The organism is Streptomyces sp. NBC_01669 (assembly GCF_026339735.1).
Taxonomy (GTDB): Bacteria; Actinomycetota; Actinomycetes; order Streptomycetales; family Streptomycetaceae; genus Streptomyces; species Streptomyces yanii.
Genome location: NZ_JAPEQG010000001.1, coordinates 5,982,075 through 6,007,642, shown reverse-complemented (window position 1 = coordinate 6,007,642; position 25,568 = coordinate 5,982,075). Strand labels below are relative to the sequence as shown.

General features: G+C 71.1%; 17 protein-coding genes. 8 read left to right on the top strand and 9 right to left on the bottom strand.

Annotated elements, in window-relative coordinates:
• Positions 1-82 precede the first annotated feature (82 nt).
• The 4 genes from pepN (OG972_RS26915) to OG972_RS26900 all read left to right on the top strand — a co-directional run bounded on the left by pepN (OG972_RS26915) (position 83) and on the right by OG972_RS26900 (position 8,725).
• The gene (gene pepN, locus OG972_RS26915; RefSeq protein WP_266985635.1) at positions 83-2,704 is read left to right on the top strand and encodes an aminopeptidase N; all 2,622 of its coding nucleotides are present in this window, start codon (positions 83-85) and stop codon (positions 2,702-2,704) included.
• Positions 2,705-2,866: 162 nt separating this feature from the next.
• Positions 2,867-3,913, top strand: a complete 1,047-nt coding sequence (locus tag OG972_RS26910; RefSeq protein ID WP_266985633.1) for a hypothetical protein — start codon at positions 2,867-2,869, stop codon at positions 3,911-3,913.
• A gap of 165 nt (positions 3,914-4,078) precedes the next feature.
• The gene (locus OG972_RS26905; RefSeq protein ID WP_266985631.1) at positions 4,079-7,378 is read left to right on the top strand and encodes a S8 family serine peptidase; all 3,300 of its coding nucleotides are present in this window, start codon (positions 4,079-4,081) and stop codon (positions 7,376-7,378) included.
• Positions 7,379-7,696: 318 nt separating this feature from the next.
• Positions 7,697-8,725 carry an aspartate-semialdehyde dehydrogenase gene (locus OG972_RS26900; RefSeq protein ID WP_266985629.1) on the top strand — a complete coding sequence of 343 codons (1,029 nt, stop codon included), beginning with the start codon at positions 7,697-7,699 and terminating at the stop codon, positions 8,723-8,725.
• Between the two features lie 74 nt (positions 8,726-8,799).
• On the opposite strand, the gene OG972_RS26895 is transcribed toward OG972_RS26900, so the two are convergent.
• Positions 8,800-9,306 (bottom strand): DUF1203 domain-containing protein, encoded by a 507-nt coding sequence (locus tag OG972_RS26895; RefSeq protein WP_266985627.1) that lies wholly within the window; start codon positions 9,304-9,306, stop codon positions 8,800-8,802.
• 114 nt (positions 9,307-9,420) lie between these two features.
• On the opposite strand from OG972_RS26895, the gene pepN (OG972_RS26890) reads away from it, so the two are divergent.
• Positions 9,421-11,997 carry an aminopeptidase N gene (gene pepN, locus OG972_RS26890; protein ID WP_266985625.1) on the top strand — a complete coding sequence of 859 codons (2,577 nt, stop codon included), beginning with the start codon at positions 9,421-9,423 and terminating at the stop codon, positions 11,995-11,997.
• 177 nt (positions 11,998-12,174) lie between these two features.
• Here pepN (OG972_RS26890) and OG972_RS26885 read toward each other — a convergent pair whose 3' ends face one another.
• The 7 genes from OG972_RS26885 to OG972_RS26855 all read right to left on the bottom strand — a co-directional run bounded on the left by OG972_RS26885 (position 12,175) and on the right by OG972_RS26855 (position 18,565).
• Complete coding sequence (locus OG972_RS26885) at positions 12,175-12,741, bottom strand: YcxB family protein (protein WP_266985623.1); 567 nt, start codon at positions 12,739-12,741, stop codon at positions 12,175-12,177.
• 41 nt (positions 12,742-12,782) lie between these two features.
• Positions 12,783-13,322: a hypothetical protein gene (locus OG972_RS26880; protein WP_266985621.1), complete on the bottom strand. Its 540-nt coding sequence runs from the start codon at positions 13,320-13,322 to the stop codon at positions 12,783-12,785.
• A 274-nt stretch (positions 13,323-13,596) separates the two neighbouring features.
• Entirely contained in the window at positions 13,597-14,742 is a 1,146-nt protein-coding gene (alc, locus tag OG972_RS26875; protein ID WP_266985619.1) for an allantoicase, read from the bottom strand.
• Positions 14,743-14,807: 65 nt separating this feature from the next.
• Positions 14,808-15,728 (bottom strand): LysR substrate-binding domain-containing protein, encoded by a 921-nt coding sequence (locus OG972_RS26870; RefSeq protein WP_266985617.1) that lies wholly within the window; start codon positions 15,726-15,728, stop codon positions 14,808-14,810.
• Positions 15,729-15,890: 162 nt separating this feature from the next.
• Positions 15,891-16,121 (bottom strand): hypothetical protein, encoded by a 231-nt coding sequence (locus OG972_RS26865; RefSeq protein ID WP_266985615.1) that lies wholly within the window; start codon positions 16,119-16,121, stop codon positions 15,891-15,893.
• Between the two features lie 20 nt (positions 16,122-16,141).
• Positions 16,142-18,298 carry a 4-alpha-glucanotransferase gene (gene malQ / locus OG972_RS26860; RefSeq protein WP_266985613.1) on the bottom strand — a complete coding sequence of 719 codons (2,157 nt, stop codon included), beginning with the start codon at positions 18,296-18,298 and terminating at the stop codon, positions 16,142-16,144.
• Complete coding sequence (locus tag OG972_RS26855) at positions 18,299-18,565, bottom strand: hypothetical protein (protein ID WP_266985611.1); 267 nt, start codon at positions 18,563-18,565, stop codon at positions 18,299-18,301.
• A 308-nt stretch (positions 18,566-18,873) separates the two neighbouring features.
• On the opposite strand from OG972_RS26855, the gene OG972_RS26850 reads away from it, so the two are divergent.
• A complete protein-coding gene (locus OG972_RS26850; RefSeq protein ID WP_266985609.1) occupies positions 18,874-21,870 on the top strand; it encodes a beta-N-acetylglucosaminidase domain-containing protein in 2,997 nt (998 codons plus the stop codon).
• Positions 21,871-21,917: 47 nt separating this feature from the next.
• On the opposite strand, the gene OG972_RS26845 is transcribed toward OG972_RS26850, so the two are convergent.
• The gene (locus OG972_RS26845) at positions 21,918-22,454 is read right to left on the bottom strand and encodes an HNH endonuclease (RefSeq protein ID WP_037698282.1); all 537 of its coding nucleotides are present in this window, start codon (positions 22,452-22,454) and stop codon (positions 21,918-21,920) included.
• Between the two features lie 364 nt (positions 22,455-22,818).
• Between OG972_RS26845 and OG972_RS26840 the strand changes: the two genes are divergently transcribed.
• Both OG972_RS26840 and OG972_RS26835 read left to right on the top strand, forming a co-directional pair.
• Positions 22,819-23,883, top strand: coding sequence for a mechanosensitive ion channel family protein (locus tag OG972_RS26840; RefSeq protein WP_266985604.1), 1,065 nt, complete (start codon positions 22,819-22,821; stop codon positions 23,881-23,883).
• A 433-nt stretch (positions 23,884-24,316) separates the two neighbouring features.
• Positions 24,317-25,540 carry an ROK family transcriptional regulator gene (locus OG972_RS26835; RefSeq protein ID WP_266985602.1) on the top strand — a complete coding sequence of 408 codons (1,224 nt, stop codon included), beginning with the start codon at positions 24,317-24,319 and terminating at the stop codon, positions 25,538-25,540.
• Positions 25,541-25,568: the final 28 nt, after the last annotated feature.

The following is a 25,568-nucleotide window of genomic DNA, read 5'->3' as shown; positions in this document are numbered from 1 at the left end:
GTCCCCGTCATTCCCGGCGACCGGGGCCGGAACGCGCGTGGGAGGATCAAAGCATTCGAACGTGACACAAAGGAGTGCACCTGTGCCCGGTCAGAACCTGTCCCGCGACGAGGCCCACGAGCGGGCCGAACTGCTGACCGTCGACGGATACGACGTCGTTCTCGACGTGCGTTCCGCGATCGACGAGCCCGGCGGCGACGCCGTGGACGGCGGCGGGGAGCAGCCGGCCGAACCGCGGACCTTCCGCTCGGTGACCACGATCCGGTTCCGCTCCGCGCGGGAGGGGGCGTCGACCTTCGCCGACCTGCTGGCGCCGAGCGTGACGTCGGTGACCCTGAACGGGCAGGCGCTCGACCCCGCGGTCGTCTTCGACGGGACGCGGGTGGCGCTGAACGACCTGCCGGAGGGCGAGAACGTCCTGGTGGTCGACGCGCAGTGCGCGTACAGCCGGACCGGCGAAGGCATGCACCGGTTCGTCGACCCGGAGGACGGCGAGGTCTACCTCTACACGCAGTACGAGCCCGCCGACGCGCGGCGCGTCTTCGCGAACTTCGAGCAGCCCGACCTGAAGGCGCCCTTCCGCTTCGAGGTGACGGCGCCCGAGGCCTGGACGGTCTGGAGCAACGGGGCGGAGGAGTCCCGGGACGGCGGGGTCTGGCGGTTCGCCGAGACGAAGCCGATCTCCACGTACATCACGGCGGTCGTCGCCGGCCCGTACCACTATGTGACGGACTCCTACAGCCGTACGTTCGACGACGGCACGACGCTGGACATCCCGCTCGGCGCCCTCTGCCGCAAGGGGCTCGCCCGGCACTTCGACGCGGACGACATCTTCCTCGTCACCAAGCAGGGCCTGGACTTCTTCCACGACAACTTCGACTACCCGTACCCGTTCGGCAAGTACGACCAGGCGTTCGTGCCCGAGTACAACCTCGGCGCGATGGAGAACCCGGGCTGTGTCACGTTCCGCGAGGAGTACATCTTCCGCGGCAAGGTGACACAGGCGTCGTACGAGAGCCGGGCGAACGTCATCCTGCACGAGATGGCGCACATGTGGTTCGGCGACCTCGTCACCATGCAGTGGTGGGACGACCTGTGGCTGAAGGAGTCGTTCGCCGACTTCATGGGCGCGTTCTCCATGGTGGAGTCGACCCGCTTCAAGAACGGCTGGATCACCTTCGCCAACAACCGCAAGTCCTGGGCGTACCGGGCCGACCAGCTGCCGTCCACGCACCCGATCACGGCCGACATCCGTGACCTGGAGGACGCCAAGCTGAACTTCGACGGCATCACCTATGCCAAGGGCGCCTCCGTACTGAAGCAGCTGGTGGCGTACGCGGGGCGGGACGCGTTCCTGGAGGGCGCCCGGCGCTACTTCAAGAAGCACGCGTACGGGAACACACAGCTGGGCGACCTGCTGTCGGTGCTGGCCGAGACGTCCGGGCGGGACATGGTCACCTGGTCAAGGTCGTGGCTGCAGACGGCGGGCGTGAACTCGCTGACGCCGGTGGTGACGTATGACGCGGCGGACCGGGTGACGGAGCTGGCAGTGCTCCAGGAGGCGGTCGAGTCGCACCCGGAACTGCGGCCGCACCGGGTCGCGGTCGGCCTGTACCGGCGCAGGACCAACGGCGCCCTGGTGCGGTACGCGCGCGCCGAGGTGGACGTGGCGGGGGCGCGCACAGTGGTCGAGGCGCTGGCCGGGGCCGAGCGGCCCGAGCTGATCCTGGTCAACGACGACGACCTCACGTACTGCAAGGTCCGCTTCGACGAGGCCTCCCTCGACACGCTGCGCGCGCATCTCGGTGACATCACCGACCCGCTGGCGCGGGCGCTGTGCTGGTCCGCGCTGTGGAACCTGACGCGGGACGGGCTGATGCCGGCCCGCGACTTCATCTCGCTCGTGCTGGACTTCTCCGGCCAGGAGTCCGACATCGGCGTCCTGCAGATGCTGCACGCCTGGACCCGGACCGCACTCGTCCACTATGCCGCCCCCGGGTGGCGCGAGGCGGGCGGCCGGGCGCTGGCCGCAGGCGCGCTGCGGGAGCTGCGGATCGCCGAGCCGGGAAGCGAGCACCAGCTGGCGTGGGCGCGGTTCTTCGCGACGGTCGCGGACTCGGACGCGGACTTCCAGCTGCTGTCCTCGCTGCTGGGGGCGTCCGCGCGGATCGACGGTCTTGAGGTCGACCAGGAGCTGCGGTGGGCGTTCCTGTCCCCGCTGGCCGCACACGGGGTCGCCGACGAGTCGGTGATCAATGCCGAACTGGCCCGGGACGACACGGCGTCCGGCAAGCGGCACCAGGTGCGGTGCCTGGCCTCCCGGCCTTCGGCGGCGGTCAAGGCGCAGGCGTGGGCGGCGGTGGTGGAGTCGGACGCACTGTCCAACGCACTGGTGGAGGCGACGATCGCGGGGTTCGAGCAGCCGTCGCAGCGGGAGTTGCTGGCGCCGTACACGGCTCGGTACTTCGAGGTGATCGAGCGGGTGTGGGCCGAGCGGTCGATCCAGATCGGGATGGCTGTGGTGAGGGGGCTGTTCCCGGCGCTGCAGGACGACGAGCCGACGCTGGCGGCCACGGATGCGTGGCTGGAGGCGCACGCGGACTCGGCGCCCGCGCTGCGGCGGCTGGTGCTGGAGGCCCGGGACGATCTGGCTCGGGCGTTGCGGGCGCAGGCATGTGACGCGGGGGCCGGCGGCCGGTTCTGAGCGCGCCCCGCGCCGGACGGGGGGCGGGGCCGGGGACATCGGGGGCGGGATCGTGCCTTTTCGGTTGTCGAACTCCCGCACTTCAGGGCGGACTTGTCCTGAATCGTCGACGGGCGTGTAACAGGGGTTAGCCGCACGACCGCGTGCGGCATACCCCGGAACATGACCCAGAACACCCCGCTCTCCTCGCACCCCATCCGCCTCTCCGCCCACGTAGAGCAACGCGTGCTCTCCGTCGAGGAGTTGAAGGCTCACGGGGTATCTCCCGCCCGCGCCGCCGCGCAGTGCCGGGACGGTGGCCCGTGGCAACAGCCGCTGCCCGGCGTCTATGTGCTGCACCCGGGGCCACCCGATGGCGAGGAGCGGCTGCGGTCCGCCCTGCTGTACGCCGGACGGCGGCGCGGCGCGGCGGAGACCGGGTACGGCGAAGGCATGGTCACCGGGCTTGCCGCGCTCACCCTGTACGGTTTCTCCGCCGCGCCGCCGCTGGGCTCGCTCGACCAGATCGACGTGCTGGTGCCCCGTACCCGGCGACTGCGGTCCGCCCGGTACGCGCACCTGGTACGGACGGCCGAACTGCCCAGCCCGGTCCGGCTCGCCGGGCTGCCGGTGGCCCCCGTGGCGCGGGCGCTCGCGGACGCGGTCGCCGGGATCGGGGACGCCTCCACCGCACGCAGGCTGCTCGCCGAGGCGGTCCGCGCCGGGCATTGCGAGCCGACCGCGGTGGTACGGGAGTTGAGCCGCGCCAAGCTCCTGGGCCGGGCCTATGTCCTGCACACCGTGGACTCGTTGCTCGCCGAGGGGCGGGCGTCGGCGGAGTGCCGGTTGTACGAGATGGTGCGGACGTACGACCTGCCGGAGCCGATGTGGAACGTGGACCTCGGACTGCCGGGCGGGCCGCATCTGGGCGGGGTGGACGCCTACTGGCCGAACGAGGCGGTCGCCGTCGAGCTCGACACCAGGGCGCCCCGGCACAGCGCGCTCGACGACGACCGGCGCCAGGAAGAGCGTGCCGCCGAGGGCACGGAGTGGTCCGCGTACACCGCCGAGCGGGAGCGGCTGGAGCGGCTCGGAGTCACCGTCGTCCACCTCACACCGAAGAGGCTCCAAGAAGCACCGGAGCAGCAAGCGGTCGTGGTGCGTACCGCACTGATGGCGGCCGCCGACCGTGACCCCGCAGCGAATCTGGTCATCCTGCCCCGGCGATAGGGGAGTTATCGCCGGGTTCGTCCCTCATGACGCATCAGCCCCATTGGCGGATGTGCGCCACGGCGGCAACTCGCCCACGCCAACCCTCCACAAACCCCTGCCATTTACGAAAGGCTGAGCGGTCATCCGGTACCGAATTCCGGACTTTCTCTTTCACATACAGGGATGCTGATGACCTCCGAATCCCCCAGTTCCATACCCGGGGCGAGACGCGTGGCCCGAGTCGCGGCCGCTGCCGGTCTGGTGGCCGCACTGGCCGCCTCCGGTGCCGCACCGGTCTTCGCCGCCGACGACCCGGCCACCGCCCCCGTAAAGGCAGCCGCCGACAGCGACAAGCTCGGTGCGGCCGATGCCGATCTTCTGACCAAGGCGCAGGCCAAGGGCGAGAAGAACGTCACCATGATGGTCGCCACCGCACCCGGTGCGACCGAGCAGGTCACCGAGCAGCTGGACGCCGTCAAGGGGTCCATGGTGGAACGTACGTACGACAAGCTCGGCTACGTCCGCGCGACCGTACCGACCGCAACCGCCGAGGCGACCATCAAGGCTGCCTCGAAGCTGACATCCGTCCAGGGCATCGATCTCAAGCAGGAGATCATGCTCGACGACCCGACGCCCTCGGGCGACCGGGCCGCCGGGGCGAGGACGGCGTCCACGGGCAGCTACCCGGCGCCCAGCAGCAAAACGCCGGCGAAGAACCCGTACAACCCGTCCTTCGAGACGGGTGCGGTCGACTTCGTGAAGGAGCACCCGAAGGCCGACGGCCGCGGCGTGACCATCGGCATCCTGGACTCGGGTGTCGACCTCGGTCACCCGGCGCTCCAGAAGACCACCACCGGCGAGCGCAAGATCGTCGACTGGGTGACGGCCACCGACCCGGTCAGGGACGGCGACGGTACCTGGCTGCGGATGACGGACGCCGTGTCCGGCCCGACGTTCACCTACGGGGGCCGTACCTACTCGGCGCCCGAGGGCTCGTACAAGATCAAGGTGTTCGAAGAGTCCGCCACCCGCGGCGGCGACATGGCGGGTGACCTCAACCGTGACGGTGACACCACCGACACCTGGGCCGTGCTCTACGACCCGGTCGCCGGCACCACCCGCGTCGACCTGAACAACGACGCCGACTTCTCGAACGACGCCGTCCTTATGCCGTACAAGGAGAAGCACCAGGTCTCCTACTTCGGCACGGACGACCCGCGGACCGAGGTCGTCGAGCGCATCCCGTTCGTCGTCGAGACCCGCAAGAACGTGGTCTACAACGCGGCCGGCAACACGTCCGACTACGTCAACATCGGTGTCATCGAGAGCGAGCACGGCACCCACGTCGCCGGCATCACCGCCGCCAACGGGCTGTTCGGCGGCAAGATGAACGGCGCCGCGCCCGGCGCGCAGATCGTTTCCTCGCGCGCCTGCACGTGGTCCGGCGGCTGCACCAACATCGCGCTCATGGAGGGCATGACCGACCTCGTCGTGAACCGCGGTGTCGATGTCGTCAACATGTCGATCGGTGGCCTGCCGCCGCTCAACGACGGCAGCAACGCCCGCGCGGTGCTGTACAAGCGGCTCATCGACACGTACGGCGTCCAGCTGGTCATCTCGGCCGGCAACGACGGCCCGGGTGTGAACACCATCGGTGACCCCGGCCTCGCCGACCACGTCATCTCCGTCGGCGCGTCCGTCTCCAAGGAGACGTGGGCCGCCAACTACGGCTCGAACGTCACCAAGAAGTACGACATGATGCCGTTCTCCTCGCGCGGTCCGCGTGAGGACGGCGGCTTCACGCCGACCCTGAGCGCGCCCGGCGCCTCCATCAACTCCACCCAGACCTGGCTGCCCGGTGGCCCGGTCAAGGAGGCGGGCTACTCGCTCCCGGCCGGATACTCCATGCTGCAGGGCACCTCGATGGCATCGCCGCAGGCCGCCGGTGCGACCGCGCTGCTGCTGTCCGCCGCGAAGCAGAAGCACATCGAGCTGCCCCCGGCCGACCTGCGCACCGCACTGACCAGCAGCGCCACGCACATCGAGGGAGTGCCCGCGCACGCCCAGGGTGCCGGCCTGATCAACATCATCGACGCCTGGAAGCTGATCGAGAAGCAGGGCACCCCGGCGCACGAGTACTCCGTGAAGGCCCCGGTCGACACGGCGATCGACTTCGCGCTGCAGACCCCCGGCTTCGGTACCGGCCTGTACGACCGCGAGGGCGGCCTGAAGGCCGGCCAGACGAAGTCGTACGACGTCACGATCACCCGCACCACGGGCCCGGACAAGGCCGTCGCGCACAAGCTGTCCTGGAAGAACAACGACGGCACCTTCACGCTCACCGGCAGCAGCACCGTCTCGCTGCCGCTGGGCGAGCCGGTGACCGTCAAGGTCCAGGCGAAGCCGGGCAGCGCGGGCGTGCACAGCGCGATCCTGCAGGTCGATGACGCGAAGACCACCGGTGTGGACCAGCAGATCCTCGCCACGGTCGTCGTCTCCAACGACCTGGTGAAGCCGGGTTACGCGTTCACGGCGTCCGGCTCGGTGCAGCGCAACGGCACCACGTCGTACTTCGTGAACGTGCCAAAGGGCGCCAAGACCCTTGAGGTCGCGATGAGCGCCCTGCGCTCGGGCAGCCAGACGCGGTTCATCTCCATCCACCCGTACGGGGTGCAGATGGAGAACAGCGGAACGCCGTTCTGCTACCCGAACTACGACAACCCGGCCAACACCTGCCGCCCCGACGTGCGCTCGTACGCCGCCCCGCAGCCCGGTGTCTGGGAGATCGAGGTCGAGGCACGGCGTACGTCGCCGCTGCTGGACAACCCGTTCAAGCTCGACGTCTCCCTGCTCGGCGCCTCCTTCGACCCGGCCGTGCAGACGCTGCCGGAGGCGAAGATCGGCACGCCGACCGCGGTGAACTGGACCGTCACCAACAGTGCGGGCGATCTGGAGGGCAAGCTCAAGGGCGGCTCGCTGGGCTCGGCCAAGGTCGCCACCCCGTCGATCAAGACGCATGAACAGCAGGTCACCACGGTCACCATCGGTGCGGGCGTCGAGAAGCTGGACGTCGCCATCGGCGGCACCTCGGACGCCAACGCCGACCTGGACCTGTACGTCCTCGACGCGGCCGGCAACGAGGTCGGCGCCTCCACGAGCGCGGGCTCGAAAGAGGCGGTCAGCCTGGCGAAGCCCGCCGCGGGTACGTACACGGTCGTCGTCGACGGCTACTCGGTCCCGGCCGGGACCACCACGTACAACTACCGCGACGTGTACTACGCCCCGTCGCTCGGCACGCTCAAGGTCGACGAGTCGAAGGCCGTGAACCTGGCCAACGGCGCCTCGGCGCAGGTCGGCGCCGAGGTCGTGGTCGCCGGTGCGGCTCCCGAGGGACGTCAGTTCTTCGGCGAGGTCCAGCTGGTGAACAGCCGCGGCACCGCTGCGGGCACCGGTAGCGTCGTGATCGAGAAGGTCACGCCGTAACGGTTGCTGTGCGGTGATACCGAGAGAGGGCGGGCGCCCGCGGGGGCGCCCGCCCTTTCCCGTTCCCCTGCGCGCTCAGCCGCGGCCCGGGCAGGTGCCGGAGCGGGCCTCCGGCAGGGCGGCCGACATCCGCTCCCGGACACCTCGTCCGTGTGGAGCCGCTCACACATGGCCTTCGCCGCCGCGTGCCGGGGCGCCGCGAAACGTTCGATTCCCGCTCGCTGTCCGTCTGCCGGACAATGGATTGGACAAGGAAGCCGTAAACATACGCATCATGGAACGGCAACCGCGCCAGTTCGTACGTTTGAAGGAGTCCCTGTGAAGGTCGGAATCGTCGGCGCCACCGGTCAGGTCGGCACAGTCATGCGCAGGATCCTGGCCGAGCGGAAGTTCCCGACCGACGAGCTGCGGCTCTTCGCCTCCGCGCGCTCCGCAGGTTCCACGATCGAGTGGGAAGGCCAGGAGATCACCGTCGAGGACGCCTCCACCGCGGACTACACGGGTCTGGACATCGTCCTGTTCTCCGCCGGTGGCGCGACCTCCAAGGCGCTCGCCGAGAAGGTCGCCTCCCAGGGCGCCGTCGTGATCGACAACTCCTCCGCATGGCGCAAGGACCCCGAGGTCCCGCTGGTCGTCTCCGAGGTCAACGCGCACGCGATCAAGAACCGCCCCAAGGGCATCATCGCGAACCCGAACTGCACCACGATGGCCGCCATGCCCGTGCTGCGCCCGCTGCACGACGAGGCCGGGCTCGACGCGCTGGTCGTCACCAGCTACCAGGCGGTCTCCGGCTCCGGTCTGGCCGGCGTCGCCGAGCTGCACGGGCAGGCGTCCAAGGTGATCGCCGACGCCGACAAGCTCACCCACGACGGCGGCGCCGTCGAGTTCCCCGAGCCGACCGTCTACAAGCGGCCCATCGCCTTCAACGTGCTGCCGCTGGCCGGCTCGATCGTCGACGACGGCTCGTTCGAGACCGACGAGGAGCAGAAGCTCCGCAACGAGTCCCGCAAGATCCTGGAGATCCCGGAGCTCAAGGTGTCCGGCACCTGCGTCCGGGTCCCGGTCTTCTCCGGCCACTCCCTCCAGATCAACGCCCGCTTCGCCCGCCCGATCAACGTCGAGCGCGCCTACGAGCTGCTGAAGGACGCCGAGGGCGTCGAGCTCTCGGAGATCCCGACCCCGCTCCAGGCGGCCGGCCAGGACGTGTCGTACGTGGGCCGCATCCGGGCCGACGAGACCGTGGAGAACGGTCTGGCGCTCTTCGTCTCCGGCGACAACCTGCGCAAGGGCGCGGCGCTGAACGCGGTGCAGATCGCGGAGCTCGTCGCGGCGGAGCTGAACGGCTGACACGTCGCACGGAAGAGGGTATCGGCGGGCGCCCGGTCGGGCGCCCGCCGATACCTTTACCGCCCCCTCCCCCTTCAGCCCTGCGGCCTGCGGACCTCGAAGTGGAAGCAGCCGTACTCGACGGCCCTGACGTGCACCAGCGCCACCTCCGGGTCGGCGAACGCCTCCGCGAACGCCTCGTCGAAGCCGCGCGACGGGTCGGCGGGGATCTCCAGCAGACGGCCGCCGACGATGTGGCCGTCCGCGTTGTAGCGGCGGACCGTGCGCAGCGCGCCGACCCGCGCGAACGGATAGCGGTCCCCGCCCGCCGCCGGGCCCTCGCACTCCTCGGCGTGGATGTAGACGGGGCCCTGCTCGTCGTACGCCCCGGGCCTGGCCCAGGTCGCGGCCGCCCAGCGGCGCAGCGGCGCGTACGAGACGAGGGCGATCCGCTCCCCCGGCTCGACGCCCCGCAGACAGCAGCGCAGCGGGCTGCCGCCTTCCCGCTCGGTGTACGGGACGCAGGGCCGGCCCGCGTCGTCGGTGTCGCGGAGCTCCTTGAGGACAGCAGGTTCGATGGGACGTGCCTCGTAGCCGGTCATGGTTCGAGCGTCGCGCGTGGCACCGCCGGTGTCCGGCGGAAAACGGACATAGCGTTGCGTGCGCTCCGCGTGGAAGGATGGCCGGGAAACATCACATATCAAGGAGATGACCGGGTGCCTGGCACGAATCTGACCCGCGAAGAGGCACAGGAGCGGGCGCGCCTGCTGACCGTGGACGCGTACGAGATCGATCTCGACCTCTCCGGCGCACAGGAGGGCGGCACCTACCGGTCCGTCACCACGGTGCGTTTCGACTCCGCCGAAGCCGGTGCGGAGACCTTCATCGACCTGGTCGCCCCGGCCGTGCACGAGGTCGAGCTGAACGGCAAGGCCCTCGACGTCGCCGCCGTCTTCCGCGACTCGCGGATCGCACTGCCGCACCTGCACGCGGGCTCCAACGTGCTGCGTGTCGTCGCGGACTGCGCGTACACCAACACCGGCGAGGGCCTGCACCGCTTCGTCGACCCGGTCGACCAGCAGGCGTACCTGTACACGCAGTTCGAGGTGCCGGACGCCCGCCGGGTGTTCGCGAGCTTCGAGCAGCCCGACCTGAAGGCGACCTTCCAGTTCACCGTGAAGGCGCCGACGGGCTGGACGGTCATCTCGAACTCCCCCACCCCGGAGCCCAAGGACGACGTCTGGGGCTTCGAGCCGACGCCGCGCATCTCGACGTACATCACGGCCCTGATCGTCGGCCCGTACCACGCGGTGCACAGCAGCTACGAGAAGGACGGCCAGTCCGTTCCGCTCGGCATCTACTGCCGCCCCTCGCTCGCCGAGTTCCTCGACGCCGACGCGATCTTCGACGTCACGCGGCAGGGCTTCGACTGGTTCCAGGAGAAGTTCGACTACGCGTACCCGTTCGCCAAGTACGACCAGCTGTTCGTGCCGGAGTTCAACGCGGGCGCGATGGAGAACGCGGGCGCGGTCACCATCCGCGACCAGTACGTCTTCCGCTCGAAGGTGACGGACGCGGCGTACGAGCGGCGCGCGGAGACCATCCTGCACGAGCTGGCACACATGTGGTTCGGCGACCTCGTCACCATGGAGTGGTGGAACGACCTGTGGCTGAACGAGTCGTTCGCCACGTACACCTCGGTCGCCTGCCAGGCGTACGCGGAGGGCTCGAAGTGGCCGAACTCCTGGACCACGTTCGCCAACTCCGAGAAGACCTGGGCCTACCGCCAGGACCAGCTGCCGTCCACGCACCCGATCATGGCGGACATCCGTGACCTGGACGACGTGCTGGTCAACTTCGACGGGATCACGTACGCCAAGGGCGCCTCGGTCCTGAAGCAGCTGGTGGCGTACGTCGGCATGGACGCGTTCTTCAAGGGCGTCCAGGCGTACTTCAAGGCGCACGCGTTCGGCAACACCCGGCTGTCCGACCTGCTGGGCGCGCTGGAGGAGACCTCCGGCCGTGACCTGAAGACCTGGTCGAAGGCCTGGCTGGAGACGGCGGGCATCAACATCCTGCGCCCGGAGGTCGTCACGGACGAGAACGGCCACGTCACGTCGTTCACCGTCCTTCAGGAGGCCCCGGCGCTGCCCGCCGGCGCCAAGGGCGAGGCGACGCTGCGCCCGCATCGGGTCGCGATCGGCTGCTACGACCTCGACGAGGCCGGAAAGCTGGTCCGTACGAACCGGATCGAGCTGGACGTCGACGGCGAGCGCACCACCGTCCCGTACCCGGCGAACACCGCCCGTCCGGCGGTCATCCTCCTCAACGACGACGACCTGTCGTACGCGAAGGTCCGCCTCGACGAGGAGTCCCTGCGGGTCGTCACCGAGCACCTCGGCGACTTCACCGAGTCGCTGCCGCGCGCCCTGTGCTGGGCCTCAGCCTGGGACATGACCCGTGACGGCGAACTGGCCACGCGCGACTACCTTTCGCTCGTCCTGTCCGGCATCGGCAAGGAGTCGGACATCGGCGTCGTCCAGTCGCTGCACCGTCAGGTGAAGCTGGCCCTGGACCTGTACGCGGCGCCGGAGTCCCGCGAGGCGGCACTGGCGCACTGGACGGAGGCGACGCTCGCCCACCTGCGCGCCGCTGAGCCCGGCAGCGACCACCAGCTCGCCTGGGCCCACGCACTCGCGGCAACGGCCCGCAACCCGCAGCAGCTCGACCTGCTCCAGGCGCTGCTCAACGGCACGGAGACGGTCGAGGGCCTCGCCGTCGACACCGAGCTGCGCTGGGCATTCGTCGAGCGACTTGCCGCGGTCGGCCTGCTGGACGAGGACGAGATCGCCGCCGAGTACGAGCGCGACAAGACGGCCGCCGGCGAACGCCACGCGGCGACCGCCCGCGCGGGACGCCCCACGGCCGAGGCGAAGGCGGAGGCATGGGCCTCGGTCGTCGAATCGGACAAGCTCCCGAACGCCGTCCAGGAGGCGGTCATCGGCGGATTCGTCCAGACCGACCAGCGCGAGCTGCTGGCCCCGTACACCGAAAAGTTCTTCGCAGCGGTGAAGGACGTCTGGGACTCGCGCAGCCATGAGATGGCCCAGCAGATCGCCGTCGGCCTCTACCCGTCCCTCCAGGTCTCGCAGGAGACCCTGGACGCAACGGACGCCTGGCTGGGCTCGGCAAAGCCGAGCGCGGCACTGCACCGGCTGGTCTCCGAGTCGCGGGCAGGCGTGGAGCGCGCGCTGAAGGCCCAGGCGGCGGACGCGGCGGCGGCTACCGCGTAGCAGTAACAGCAGCAGCTGAGCAGTGGGGGGCGCTTCCTTCGGGGAGCGCCCCCCTTTGCGTGCCTCTTTCGCGTCCCTCAGGAGACATTCGGCCAGTGAGCCAGGTCACGTTGCAATGGAAAGGTGCCACGCTCACGCACCTGGGCGCCGATGCACTGCGCTCAGAGGCCGCGTTCGTCACACGCGAGTGGTGTGCTGGTCCAGGATGGCCCGGAGTCGGTCGAGGTCTCCGGCCTCATGCACACCCCGCTTGGGCAGGACACTGAGCCACATGATGTTGGGGTCCCGGCTGAGCAGGACGACGTGGCCGGCCGTCTCCCGATAGCCCTGGAAGACGGACCACTTCTGGACCAACGTGCTGTGGTCGCTGCGGCAGGTGATTCCGGCCGGAGACACGGTGACGCGGTACTCGCCCTGCCATCCGGTGATCCGCTGCACGTTCGCGGCCTGTAGCCGCGGGTACCCCCACACCACCAGGACGACGAACAAGACCAGAACGGTCGAGACCACATCGGTACTCCCGCGGCCCACGGCGGAGAGCAGCCACTGCCCTATCCACAGTGCGAGGAACACGCCCTTCAGCAGCAGCCCGGTCCGCTTGATCCGCTCGCGGACCCGCAGGCCGACCAGTGTGTCGGCCTTCTGGGGCAGGTACACCAGCTGGACCGCAGTCTGTTCGTCCACGACGTCGGCGGAGGTTTCCGCGCCGTTGCCGGTGTCTTCGGCGCTGCGGCCCTCGGCCATGATTCCTCCCCGGTACGACGACCTGCGGATCCTACCGAACCTCAGTGCTGGGGCGGACGGCCGCCGTGGCGGGGCAGGTGGCGGTCGAGTATGCCGCGCAGCCGGTCGGTGTCGTCCCTGCCCATGACGCGCTTCGGCAGATAGTGCACGACGAGCAGGTACGGCGGGGGCGTCAGCAGGACGAACCCGGCGGTGGTCTCCACGTACCCGCCGAGGCTCCGCCAGCCCCGGCGCGTCTCCATGTGCGTGCCCGCGAAGCGCACAGCGTCGTCGGAGTCGGCGACGGTCACGGTCCAGGGCCCCAGCGGGGTGCCCATCCTGGCATGCCTCGTTGCCAGGACGCCCGTCCTTGCAGCGAGGCCGAACAGGCTGATGAGGAAGGCGATTCCCGCGGCCAGGACGCTGTCGGCGAGCAGCCACACCGCCACTGCGAAGAGCACCGGCGAGAGCAGCCCTTGCAGCCGGCCCTTGATCCCCCGTACCCGCCCGCGTGCGTGGAACGCGTCGGACCAGTCCGGCTGCCCCAGCTCATATCTCAGCTCGACAACGGCACCTGCCGTTGTGTTCTGCCTCTCCGTCACGACCCCTCCCGATGCTGCTCGGTGACGAGCCGTGATCGTAGCGGGCAGGCCACCCCCGGCCCAGGTCGGGGACCGCCGGCCCCTACGGCACCGCGAGTTCAACCTCAGTGGACGTCCCCGCAGAGTTGAGTGCCCTGGATGAAGACCGCCCGGCGGACGGGCGCCGTTGCGCAGCCGTTCGCCGGGCGGGAGTGGTGGGGCGTCGGGTCGCCAGGTGCCGACAGGCTCTGAAGCCCGCCGACGGTTGAGGACCAGTGCTCAGGGTGGGGCCCTGTTACGCGCCCGACTCCTCGTAGCGGCCGGCCAGTTCGGCAGCGCCCGATTCCGTGAGCGTGCCGTGCAGGCGCATGCGGGCCACGCCGCCGTCCGGGAAGGCGTCGAGGCGGACGTGGGTGACCACGGCCTGGGCGCGGAGGGGGAAGCGGTGGAGGGTGTCGGGCTGGAGCTCGGTGCGGGGGATGATGTCGAACCATTCACCCGTCTCGCCGTTGCGGCCCTGGAGGGCGATCCAGCCGGCCGCGTTGCCCTTGAGGTAGGCCGTGTCGATCTCGACCGCGCGGACCGCGCCCTGGGCGACCAGGCGGAAGCGGACCCAGTCGTTCGTGCCGCGTACGCGGCGGCGGCGGTTCTCCCAGCCGTCGTCCATCTTGCGGGAGGTGCCGGGCAGGATGATCTGGGTCGGTGAGGAGTAGAAGCGGTCCGAGGCGTCCTCGTACGCACCGCCGTTGAGCACCGCGATCAGATCGATCGTGCCGAGGGTCGCCAGCCACGTGGGGTCGGGGAGGACCTCACCATGGACGCGGAGTCGGGCTATGCCCCCGTCGGGGTGCTGGCAGAGGCGGATGTGGGTGTAGCGGCGGCCGCCGGTGATCTCGAACCCGTTGGCGGCGTGGCCGCGTACGGGGGTCGGCGGGACGATCTCCTCCCATTTCACATGGTCGGCGAGGAGTTCGGAGGGGCTGGGTGATCCCTCGACCGACGTCGCCTGGATCGAGACGCGCTGCGGGTAGTTGCCGCGGAAGTGGGCGGTGTCGACGACGATGCCGCGGATGATGCCGGGGGCGCCGAGGCGGACGAGGGCCCAGTCGTGGTCCTCGGGCGCGGGGAAGGGGTGTGCGGCGTCGATGCCGCGGCGACGGCGGGTCTCCCAGCCGTCCATGATCTTGCCCTTGTGCCCGAAGTGCTCGGGGTCGAACACGGCGCGCTCGCGGATCAGCAGGTTCTCGCGCTCGGCGAAGAACTCGTCGTTCGCGGCGATCACACCCGCACCGAGACGGCGGTCGGCGAGGTCCACCAGATCGGTGAAGGGGAAGTCGCCGGTCCGGTAGTCGGCGTAGGGGTCGCCTCCGCCGTACGGGGCCGCGTCGTTGGCGTGGGGGTCGTTGTCCGTGGCCGTGGTCTCGCTCGCGTCGAAGGTCATGTGGGTAACTGTCGCGCCGAATGAACCATCAGGTCCATCGAAAGTTTTCGCACAATTCCTTCAGGTCAGCTGAATGTTTTCGCCCGGGCCGCGGCGACCTGTTCGAGCGCGGCCAGGACCCGGGCCACCGCCGGGCCCTCCTCCGCCCCCTGTCGTACCGCCGCCACCACATGGCGCCTGGGCAGGTCCGCCTCCAGGACGCGCATCACCACACCCTTGCGGCGTTCCGCCGATGCCATCCGCGGGATCAGGGCGACACCCATGTGCGCCTCGACCATGGCGAGGATCGCGGTCCACCCGGAGGCGCTGTGCGCCTGCTCCGGCACGAACCCGGCCGCCTCGCACGCGGCCGTGGTGATCTCCGACCATGGGCCCGAGCCGCCGAAGATCCACGGTTCGGCGGCGAGGTCGGCCAGCCGGAGCCCTGGGGCGTCCGCGAGCCGGTGACCGGTGGGGAGGGCGACGTCGAGCGGGTCGGTCAGCAGGGGGAGGAGGGTGAAGCGGGGGTCGTGGGCGGTCGGTGCGTGCGCGGCGAGGGAGAGCGCGAGGTCGACGTCGCCGGCCGACAGGAGTTCGTACGCCTCCGCGGCCTCCGCCTCCCGCACCCGTACGGACGGTCCCGGCCGGTCGTCGGCGCGCAGGAGCCGGACCGCCGGCACGACGAGGGCGGGCACTGCGGTCGAGAAGGCGCCGACCCGCACCTCCCCCGCCTCGCCCCGCAGGTAGCCGGTCAACTCGGCGTCGGCGCGCTCCAGTTGGGCGAAGACCGCTTCGGCATGGCGGAGTACGAGATGTGCGGCATCGGTGAGCCGGACGCGTCGGCCCTGTGCTTCCAGCAGGGGTACGCCGAGCTGCTTGGCCAGGTTGGAGAGCTGCTGGGACACCGCGGAGGGGGTCATCAGCAGCGCCTCGGCCGTCGCCGTGACGGTCCCGCGCTCGCTCAGCGTGCGCAGAATCCGGAGCTTCTTGATGTCCCACTCGGTCATGTCCGCACATTATCCGCCGCCGCGGACCCGGCCCGTCCGGCCCCCAGCGTCACTCCGCCGGAACGCACACAACAGGGCGCCTCGACGTGCCTTACGCACGTCGAGACGCCCTGGGACAGCGCTGGTGGAGCTACGCAGTTCTGGCGCTGCGCAACCGGAGGGTCAGGCCTGCTTCTTGGACTTGTCCAGGAGCATGACCAGGCCCGCGATGATCACGAACAGAGCGATGGGGGCCACGACGTAGAGGCCGATCGTGTCGATCGCGCTCAGGCCGGGGCCCGGGTCGTCACCGTCGTCACGGGTCAGCGCAAGCGCGGGGGACGACATGAGCAGCATCATCAGCGTCGTACCGGCCGCCACGGCGCCGGCGCGCATTGCGTTCTTCTTGTCCACGGTGCAAACGTAGCGAACGCCTAGGAGCGGCGCGCGCCCGGGGGTGCCGTACGGGGACATGGGCGACCGTTCTCGGGGGCGAGGACCTCCATCAGGCGGTGCAGACGAGAGGACGCGGTGAGCTCCTCCAGGGTGACCGGGCGGCCCTCCGCGTCGGCGATGGGCAGCCGCCAGTTGGGGTACTGGTCCCAGGTACCCGGCAGGTTCTGCGGGCGGCGGTCCCCGACCGTGTCCGGGAGCCAGATCCCGGCCATGCGGGCGGGAGTGCGCAGCAGGAAGCGGTGGACGGCCCGGACCGCGCCCTCCTCGTCGCCCTCGCCCTCCGGAAACAGTCCGAGTCGGGCGAGCAGGGCGAGCCACTCCGCGGTGTCGGTGGCGTCCTCGGTCCGTTCCTGCTCCAGGGTGCGGGTGAGTAGGCCGAGGCGGTGGCGGAGCGTCACATGGTCGCCGGTCAGCCGGGCGGCGGTGGACGGCAGGTCGTGGGTGGTGGCGGTGGCCAGGCATCCCTCACGCCAGTCCTGCGGGGGCAGCGGGCGGCCGGTGCCCGCCCAGTCGCGCTCGAACCAGAGCACGGACGTGCCGAGCACTCCGCGCCGGGCGAGCGCTTCGCGTACGCCGGGTTCGACCGTGCCGAGATCCTCCCCTATGACGACCGCACCGGCCAGGTGCGCCTCCAGGGCGAGGACAGCGAGCATCGCCTCGGCGTCATGGCTGACGTAGGCGCCCTCGGTCGGCGGCTTTCCCTCGGGAACCCACCAGAGCCGGAACAGGCCCATGACATGGTCGATGCGGAGCGCGCCCGCGTGGGCGAGGAGACCGCGGAGCAGTCCGCGGTACGGGGCGTAGCCGGACGCGGCGAGGACGTCGGGTCGCCACGGGGGCAGCCCCCAGTCCTGGCCGCGCGCGTTGAACGCGTCCGGGGGTGCGCCGACCGACATGCCGTGCGCGAAGGCGTCCTGCTGCGCCCAGGCGTCGGCGCCGCCGGGGTGCACGCCGACGGCGAGGTCGTGGACGATGCCGACCGCCATCCCGGCGTCCCGCGCGGCGCTCTGGGCGGCGCCGAGCTGGGTGTCGGTCAGCCAGGCGAGCCGGCAGTGGAAGTCGACCCGGTCGAGGAGCTCACCGCGGGCGCGGGCGGTCTGCGGGGAGCGGGGGTCGCGCAGCGCGGGCGGCCAGGCGTGCCAGTCGGAGCCGTGCACCTCGGCGAGGGCGCACCACAGGGCGTGGTCCTCCAGGGCCTGCCCCTGCTCGGCGAGGAAGTCGCAGTAGGCGGCGCGGCGGCCGGGGGTCAGCGGGACCTCCGCTACGAGTGCGAGAGCCTGGCGCTTGAGTTCCCAGACGGCGTCCCGGTCGATCAGGGCGCCCTTGTTCAGGACCGCTTCGCTGAGGGCTTCGGCACTTTGCCGCAGGTCGTCGAGGGCGGCCCGGTCCCGCACGTGCCCGTACTCCGGGATCGACTCGATGTGCAGATGGACGGGGTCGGGGAAGCGGCGCGAGGAGGGGCGGTACGGGGACGGGTCGGTGGGTCTGCCCGGTACAGCGGCGTGCAACGGGTTGACCTGGACGAACCCGGCGCCGAGGGTCCGGCCCGACCAGGCGGCGAGATCGGCGAGGTCGCCGAGGTCGCCCATGCCCCAGGAGCGGCCGGAGAGCAGGGAGTAGAGCTGAACGAGGAAGCCATGGGTGCGCCGGGGCGGCTGGGGCACCCGGGCGGGGGCGACGATCAGAGTGGTGGTGGCGAACCGGCCGTGCTGGGTGCGCACGGTCAACCGGTGGACGCCGAGCGGGGGTTCGGCCCACCAGGCCGGGGTGGCGGTGCTTACCGCGGAAACGGCCGGATCCGGCTGTCCGCCCGGCACCCTCATCCGTGGCGGCCGGGGCGATCCGGCCGCTCCCTCGGGCTCGACGTCCAGTGTGGTGCCGGGGCGCAGTGCGGTCAGGGCGGGCGGCAGGGGCTCCCCGGTCCACACCACGAGCGTCGGCGGGAGCAGCCGGGAGGCGGCCGCCGACTCGGCGGCGGCGAGTGATTCCCGTACCGCTTCGGGTGTGGCGGCGTCCACGCCCAGGGCGGCGAGCACGGTGATCACCGTGTCGTCGGGGACGGTCACCGTGACATCGGCGGACGGCGAGTAGGAGGTGGCGACACCGTGCAGTGCGGCGAGCCGGGACAGGCCCATTCAGACTCCTGGGGACTCCGTGCCCCCCGCGGTGCCGGGGGCGGTCGGCTCGCTGGTCAGTGGGGCGGCGACGGCGAGCGGCGGCTCGCTCGTCAAAGGGGTGGCTGCGGCGAGCGGCGGCTCGCTCGTGAGAGGAACGGCTGCGGCGAGCGGCGGCTCGCTGGTGAGGGGTATGGCGTCGGCGTACGCGGGTTCGCCGGTGAGCGGGCCGGGACCCGGTACCTGTTTGGACAGGGCGGAGAGCAGAAGCTGCGCGGCAGCGGGCATGGCGGCCTCCTGGCCGTGGACAAGTGGACACAGCAGACCTACCCAGCGGGCGCGACCGCAGACATAGGCACTACCACAACGACTCCAACGTGCCCTGGGTCACATTCCGTTCCTCAGGGGCCGGTTACCCGTAAACCGTCCGCCGTTTTCGGCCATTCGGCGTCATCTCTGCTGTGGTCCGCCGATCACCGATCACACCTCATCCCACCCGTCACATCGGGCATATACGGCACAACGGTCACACGCATTGACACCCTCGCGCCCGGGTGGTGGGCTCGGAGCCCATCGATGGAAGCGAGGGTTACGGCATGCAGCTCAGGCGCAGAAAGCAGGCGGCGGCCGTCGCGGCCGCCGTGCTCGGCGGACTGCTCTCCACCGGCTCACCGGCCGCCTTCGCCGCGCCCTCGGACCCCGGCTCTCCGGCCGTTTCGACACCCGACCGTACGGACGACGGCGCGCTGCCCACCGTGTGGCCGCGCCCGCAGACCATCAAGACGTCCGGAGCCGCCGTACCGCTCTCCACCGAGGTGACCCTCCTCGCCGGTGCGCACACCGATCCGTACGCCCTCGACGCGGCCCGCCAGGTGCTGCGCGACGCGGGCGTACGGACCGTGCACGAGACGCTGCCGGGCCACGGGCCGGTCATCCGGCTCGGCGACGACGCCCAGGACGCTCTGCGGGCCCTGCGCGCCCCGGAGCGCGCCGATCTGCCGTCCGGCGGCTACCGGATCGCGGTCGGTACGGTCGCGGGCCGCCCCACCGTCGCCCTGGACGGACTCGGCGACGACGGCCTCTTCCACGCCGTGCAGACGCTGCGTCAGCTGATCCGGGACGGAAGCGTCGCCGGGGTCATCGTGCGGGACTGGCCGGGCACCGCCGTGCGCGGCATGACCGAGGGGTTCTACGGCCGGCCGTGGACGCGCGCGGAGCGGCTCGCGCAGATCGACTTCATGGGACGGACGAAGCAGAACCGGTACCTCTACGCGGCGGGCGACGACCCGTACCGGCAGGCCCGCTGGCGCGATCCGTACCCCGCCGAGCGGCGCGCCGACTTCCGGGCACTGGCCGAACGGGCCCGCGCCCAGCATGTGACGCTCGGCTGGGCGGTCTCCCCCGGCCAGGCCATGTGCATGTCCTCGGACAGCGACGTGAAGGCGCTGACGCGGAAGATCGACGCCATGTGGGCGCTCGGCGTACGCGTCTTCCAGCTGCAGTTCCAGGACGTCAGTTACAGCGAATGGCACTGCGACGACGACCCGGACACCTTCGGCAGCGGGCCCGAGGCGGCGGCCAGGGCCCAGGCGCGGGTCGCGAGCAAGGTGGCGCAGCATCTCGCGGACCGGTACCCGGATGCGGAGCCGCTGTCGGTGATGCCGACGGAGTTCTACCAGGACGGCGTCACCGACTACCGCGCGGCTCTCGCAAAGGAGCTGGACGACCGGGTGCAGATCGCCTGGACCGGCGTCGGGGTCGTGCCGAGGACCATCACCGGCGGGGAACTGGCCGGTGCGCGCGCCACGTTCCGGCATCCGCTCGTCACGATGGACAACTACCCGGTCAACGACTACGCACAGGACCGTATTTTCCTCGGCCCGTACACCGGCCGGGACCCGGCGGTCGCGATCGGCTCGGCGGCGCTGCTCGCCAACGCGATGGAGCAGCCGTCCGCGTCCCGCATCCCGCTGTTCACCGCCGCCGACTTCGCCTGGAACCCGAAGGGCTACCAGGCGCAGGAGTCCTGGCAGGCGGCCATGGACGATATGGCGGGCGGCGACGCCCGCACCCGGGACGCGCTGCGGGCGCTGGCCGGGAACAGCGCGACGTCCGTACTGGGCGGCGACGAGTCGGCTTATCTGCAGCCGTTGTTCGCCGCGTTCTGGAACTCCCGTGCGACGACGGACGCCACGGCGCGGGACGATGCGGCACGCGAACTGCGGGCCGCTTTCACCGTGATGCGGGAGGCCCCGCAGCGGCTGAAGGGCCCGGCGGACGGGCGACTCGACGACGAAGTGCGGCCCTGGACGGAGCAGTTGGCCCGGTATGGGCGGGCGGGTGAGCTCGCCGTCGATCTGCTGCAGGCCCAGGCGCGCGGCGACGGCGCGGCCGCGTGGAAGGCGTCGCTGGCCCTGGAGCCGCTGCGCACAGCGGCCAGGGCGAGCGGGGCGACGGTCGGCAAGGGGGTGCTCGGCCCCTTCCTGGACCGGGTGCGCAAGGAGGCCGACGCCTGGACCGGCGCGGACCGTTCCGCCGGCACGGTGACCACGGCCCCGGGCAGCCACACGGTCCGGCTGAACCGGGCCCGCCCGGTGGAGGCCGTGACCGCGATGACCGTACCCGGCAGCGGAGCCGCGGCGGACGCGCGGCTCGAGGCCCACGTGCCGGGCGAGGGCTGGCGCCGCCTCGGCCGGCTGTCGACGACCGGCTGGACCCAGACGGCGGCCAAGGGCCTGCGGGCCGACGCGATCCGAATCAGCTGGGCCACGGGTGCCGCCGTGACCGCCCCCGGCGTGAGCGCGGGCACGCTGCCACCGGCGGTCTCCGGTACCGTCCCCGAAGCCCCGCAGGTACGCGCCCTCGTGCCGTGGTTCGGTGACGAGCCCGTGGCCAGGCTCGATCTCGTACGCGGCGAGACGGACGCCGAGATCGGTGGCCGGCCGCAGCGGGTCGCGGCGCGACTCGCCGCCCGCCGCCCCGCCGAGGTGCGCGGCGCGCTCAGCGCGAGGGCGCCCCGGGGCATCAAGGTGAGCATCCCGAAGCAGACGACGGTGCCGCGCGGGTCACGTACCGACGTCCCCGTGGAGATCACCGTCCCGGCGGACACCCCTGCCGGTGAGTACGCGGTGCCGATCAGCTTCGGCGGCGAGGAGAGCACCCTCACCGTGCGGGCCTACCCGCGGACCGCCGGTCCCGATCTGGCACGTACGGCCACCGCCTCGTCGTCCGGCGACGAGACTCCGGACTTCCCTGCGGCCGCCGCGTCGGACGGCGATCCGGCCACCCGCTGGTCGTCCCCGGCCGAGGACGGCGCCTGGTGGCAGGCGGAACTGGCGGAGCCCGCCAGGATCGGGCACGTGGTGCTGCGGTGGCAGGACGCGTACGCCTCCCGCTACCGCATACAGGTCTCCGCGGACGGCCGCACCTGGCGCACGGCGGCGACCGTCCGGGACGGCAAGGGCGGGCGCGAGTCCGTCCGCATGGACGCGAAGGACACCCGCTTCCTCAGGGTCCAGGGCGACGCCCGCGGTACCGAGTTCGGCTACTCGCTCTGGTCGGTGGAGGCGTACGCCGTCGAGGACAGCCCTTAGACGAGCTCGCACCATGGGCGCCCCGGGGACGACAAAGGCCCGGGTCCTCAGGCTGAGATGCCATCGATCCGGGCCATCGCGTCGTCCGCGCCGAAAGGTTGCAAGTACGGCAGCCAGCGCGGGTCCCGGTGCCCCGTCCCGATGATCCGCCAGGCGAGTCCCGTCGGCGGGGCGGGCTGCTGGTGCAGCCGCCAGCCGAGCTCCGGCAGATGCCGGTCGGCCTTGACGTGGTTGCAGCGGCGGCAGGCCGCCACCACGTTGTCCCAGGCGTGCTGTCCGCCTCGGCTGCGGGGGATGACATGGTCGACACTGGTCGCGGCGGCGCCGCAGTACATGCAGCGCCCGCCGTCCCTGGCGAAGAGCGCCCGGCGGGTCAGTGGAACGGGCCCCCGGTAGGGAACCCGTACGAACCGCTTCAGGCGGACGACGCTCGGGGCTGGGATGGCGCGGGTGGCGCTGTGCATGAGGGCGCCTGACTCCTCAAGGCAGATGGCCTTGTTCTCCAGGACGAGGACGAGCGCGCGGCGGAGCGGTACGACGCCGAGCGGCTCGTACGACGCGTTGAGAACCAGGACATGCGGCACGGTGGATGCCTCCTTGTACGCCGGCGGCGCGTGGCTCGCGCCGGGACGATCCGATCTCAGTCTCTCCTCATGCCTGGTCAATCCGCCACCACGTGCGGGTAACGGGCCGGAAGGATTTTCCCGGGTGCCTGCCGCCCGCACGGCCCAAAAGCGCCGGAACAGGTGCTCAAGAGGCCGTTGCCGGAGCGGTCCCGGGATCGATGTGCGATCGGCCACACCCGGCCTCGCACCCCGCTCCCCGGAGCCGGTTGCGCCTTCCATATCCCCGGGTGAGACGTGTCTCTCCCCTCCGTCACGGCAACGGAGCACTCCCGATGCCCCGTTAGTGTGGTTGGTCAGCCCACGTCCATCTGGAGGTTCCGCCGTGTCCCTGTCCGCCCTGTTGGCCGCAGCCCCGTCACCCGAGCCCGGCGGCTCGCTGGACGAAGCCGCCAAGCAGGCCGGCAACGCCGCGGGCTGGGTGGAGGAGAACTGGTCCACCTGGCTGAACACCGGTCTGCGCATCCTCCTCATCGCGGTCATCGCGGTCATGTTGCGCATCGCGATCCGCCGTGCTCTCACCAAACTCATCGAGCGGATGAACCGCAGCGCCCAAGCCGTCGAGGGCACCGCCCTCGGCGGCCTGCTGGTCAATGCGGAACGCCGCCGTCAGCGCTCCGAGGCCATCGGGTCCGTACTCCGTTCGGTCGCTTCGTTCCTGATCCTCGGTACGGCCGCCCTGATGATCCTGGGCGCCTTCCAGATCGATCTGGCGCCACTGCTCGCCTCCGCCGGTGTCGCCGGTGTGGCACTCGGTTTCGGTGCGCGCAACCTCGTCACCGACTTCCTCTCCGGTGTCTTCATGATCCTTGAGGACCAGTACGGCGTCGGGGACACCATCGACGCGGGCGTCGCCTCCGGTGAGGTCATCGAGGTCGGTCTGCGGGTCACCAAGCTGCGCGGTGACAACGGTGAGATCTGGTATGTCCGCAACGGCGAGGTGAAGCGGATCGGCAACCTCAGCCAGGGCTGGTCGACCGCCGGGGTGGATGTGCAGGTACGCCCCACGGAGGACCTCGACCGGGTACGCACGGTGATCACCGAGGCCGCGGGGCTGATGGCCAAGGAGGACCCGTGGAACGAGCGCCTGTGGGGTCCGGTGGAGATCCTCGGGCTTGACTCCGTGCTCCTGGACTCGATGACGGTCCGGGTGACGGCGAAGACGATGCCGGGCAAGTCGCTGGGCGTGGAGCGCGAGCTGCGCTGGCGGATCAAGCTGGCCTTCGACGAGGCGGGCATCCGGATGGTCGGTGGCGTGCCGGCCCAGCCGGACGAGCCGTCGGCGGCGGACCCGACCGCCGGGATGGCTGCCCCGTCCGCGTACGCGTCGACGACATCCCCGCAGTCACTGGCCGCGACGCCCATCACGCCGCCGAATCTGGCCAAGTAACACCGCGGAACCACGGGCGCCCCGCCCGGCCCCTGAGGGCCGGCGGGGCGCCCTTCGGCGTGAAAAGGGGGTTGAGCGGCAGGGGTGCGGCGGTTGACACCGGGACGGGCCCCGGGCGGCAGCACAGGCGGTCAGGGCTGGGAGGCAGTTGTTTCCCTGCCCGCCCGAGGGGTGCCGGGTGGCCGGGCCCGGGCAGCGCTCGCGCCCACCCACCCCGCAAACGGCACGATCGGACTCGGCGCGCCACGGGTCGAACCGCTCCCGCCCACCCTGCCGATGCGGGCCCGCTGCGGCCTGAAAGCGCCTTGTCCGGCTCCGCGGATAACGCTTTGGTTGCCGCCGGCGCTCTGCCCATTGACGGGTCGGTGACGTGCGCCATACCGTCCTCTCATCAAATAGGAAACTTTCCTAACAGAGGGCAGGTGCAGCACGCATGGCCGGAACGACACCGGGAACCCCCCGCGTCCTGCGGGCCATGAACGACCGGGCCGCCCTCGATCTGCTGTTGGAACACGGCCCCCTCTCCCGGACCAGGATCGGGAAGCTGACGGGCCTCTCCAAGCCCACCGCCTCGCAACTGCTGGCCCGTCTGGAGGCGGCCGGTCTGGTCGTCGCCACCGGTACCGCCGCGGGACGGCCCGGCCCCAATGCCCAGCTGTACGCGGTGAACGCCCGTGCCGCCCATGTCGCCGGTCTCGATGTGAACGCCCACCGGATCGTCGCCGCCGTCGCCGATGTGACCGGCGAGACGGTCGGCGAGTTCGAGCTGCGCACCCCGGGGCGGCGCGCCGACGGTGTGGTGCGCCAGGTGGCGGACGCGCTGGACGGCGCGGTCAAGGATGCCGGGCTGACCCGCTCCGACGTGCACCGTGTCGTCATCGGCACACCGGGCGCCTTCGACCCCGGTACCGGGCGGCTGCGGTACGCCTCCCACCTGCCCGGCTGGCACTCCCCCACCCTGCTCGACGAGCTGGCCGCCTTCCTGCCGATGCCGGTCGAGTACGAGAACGACGTGAACCTCGTCGCGGTGGCCGAGCAGCGGCTCGGCGCGGCGCGCGGTCACGACGACTTCGTCCTGCTGTGGAACGAGGAGGGGCTCGGCGCCGCCCTGGTCATCGGTGGACGGCTGCACCGCGGCTTCACCGGCGGCGCCGGTGAGGTCGGTTTCCTGCCGGTGCCCGGTGTCCCGCTGGTCCGTCAGGTCACCAAGGCGAACTCGGGCGGCTTCCAGGAACTGGCGGGCGCCCAGGTGCTGTCCCGGCTGGCCGGGGAGCTCGGCATCGACGACGAGCTGACCCGCGCCACCGGTACCCATCACGAGGTCGCGGCCGGCCTGATCACCCGGGCCTCCGCGGCCGCGGAGCAGGGCGAGGACGGTCCGTACGCCCGGCTCCTCGACCTGTTCGCCACCGGCCTCGCGACCGGTCTGGCCTCCATGGTCGCCGTACTCGACCCCGAACTCGTGGTGCTCTCCGGCGAGTTGATCGCCTCCGGCGGGGAACCGCTGCGCGCCCGGGTGCAGGGCGAGCTCGCCGAACTGGCGGCCTCCCGGCCCCGGCTGATCATCGGTGACGTCACGCGCAGGCCCGTACTGCGCGGGGCGCTGGAGAGCGCCCTCGTCACCACCCGCGACGAAGTCTTCGACACGTCGCGCTGACCCGCCCGCCCTTCGCACGTCCGTCCCT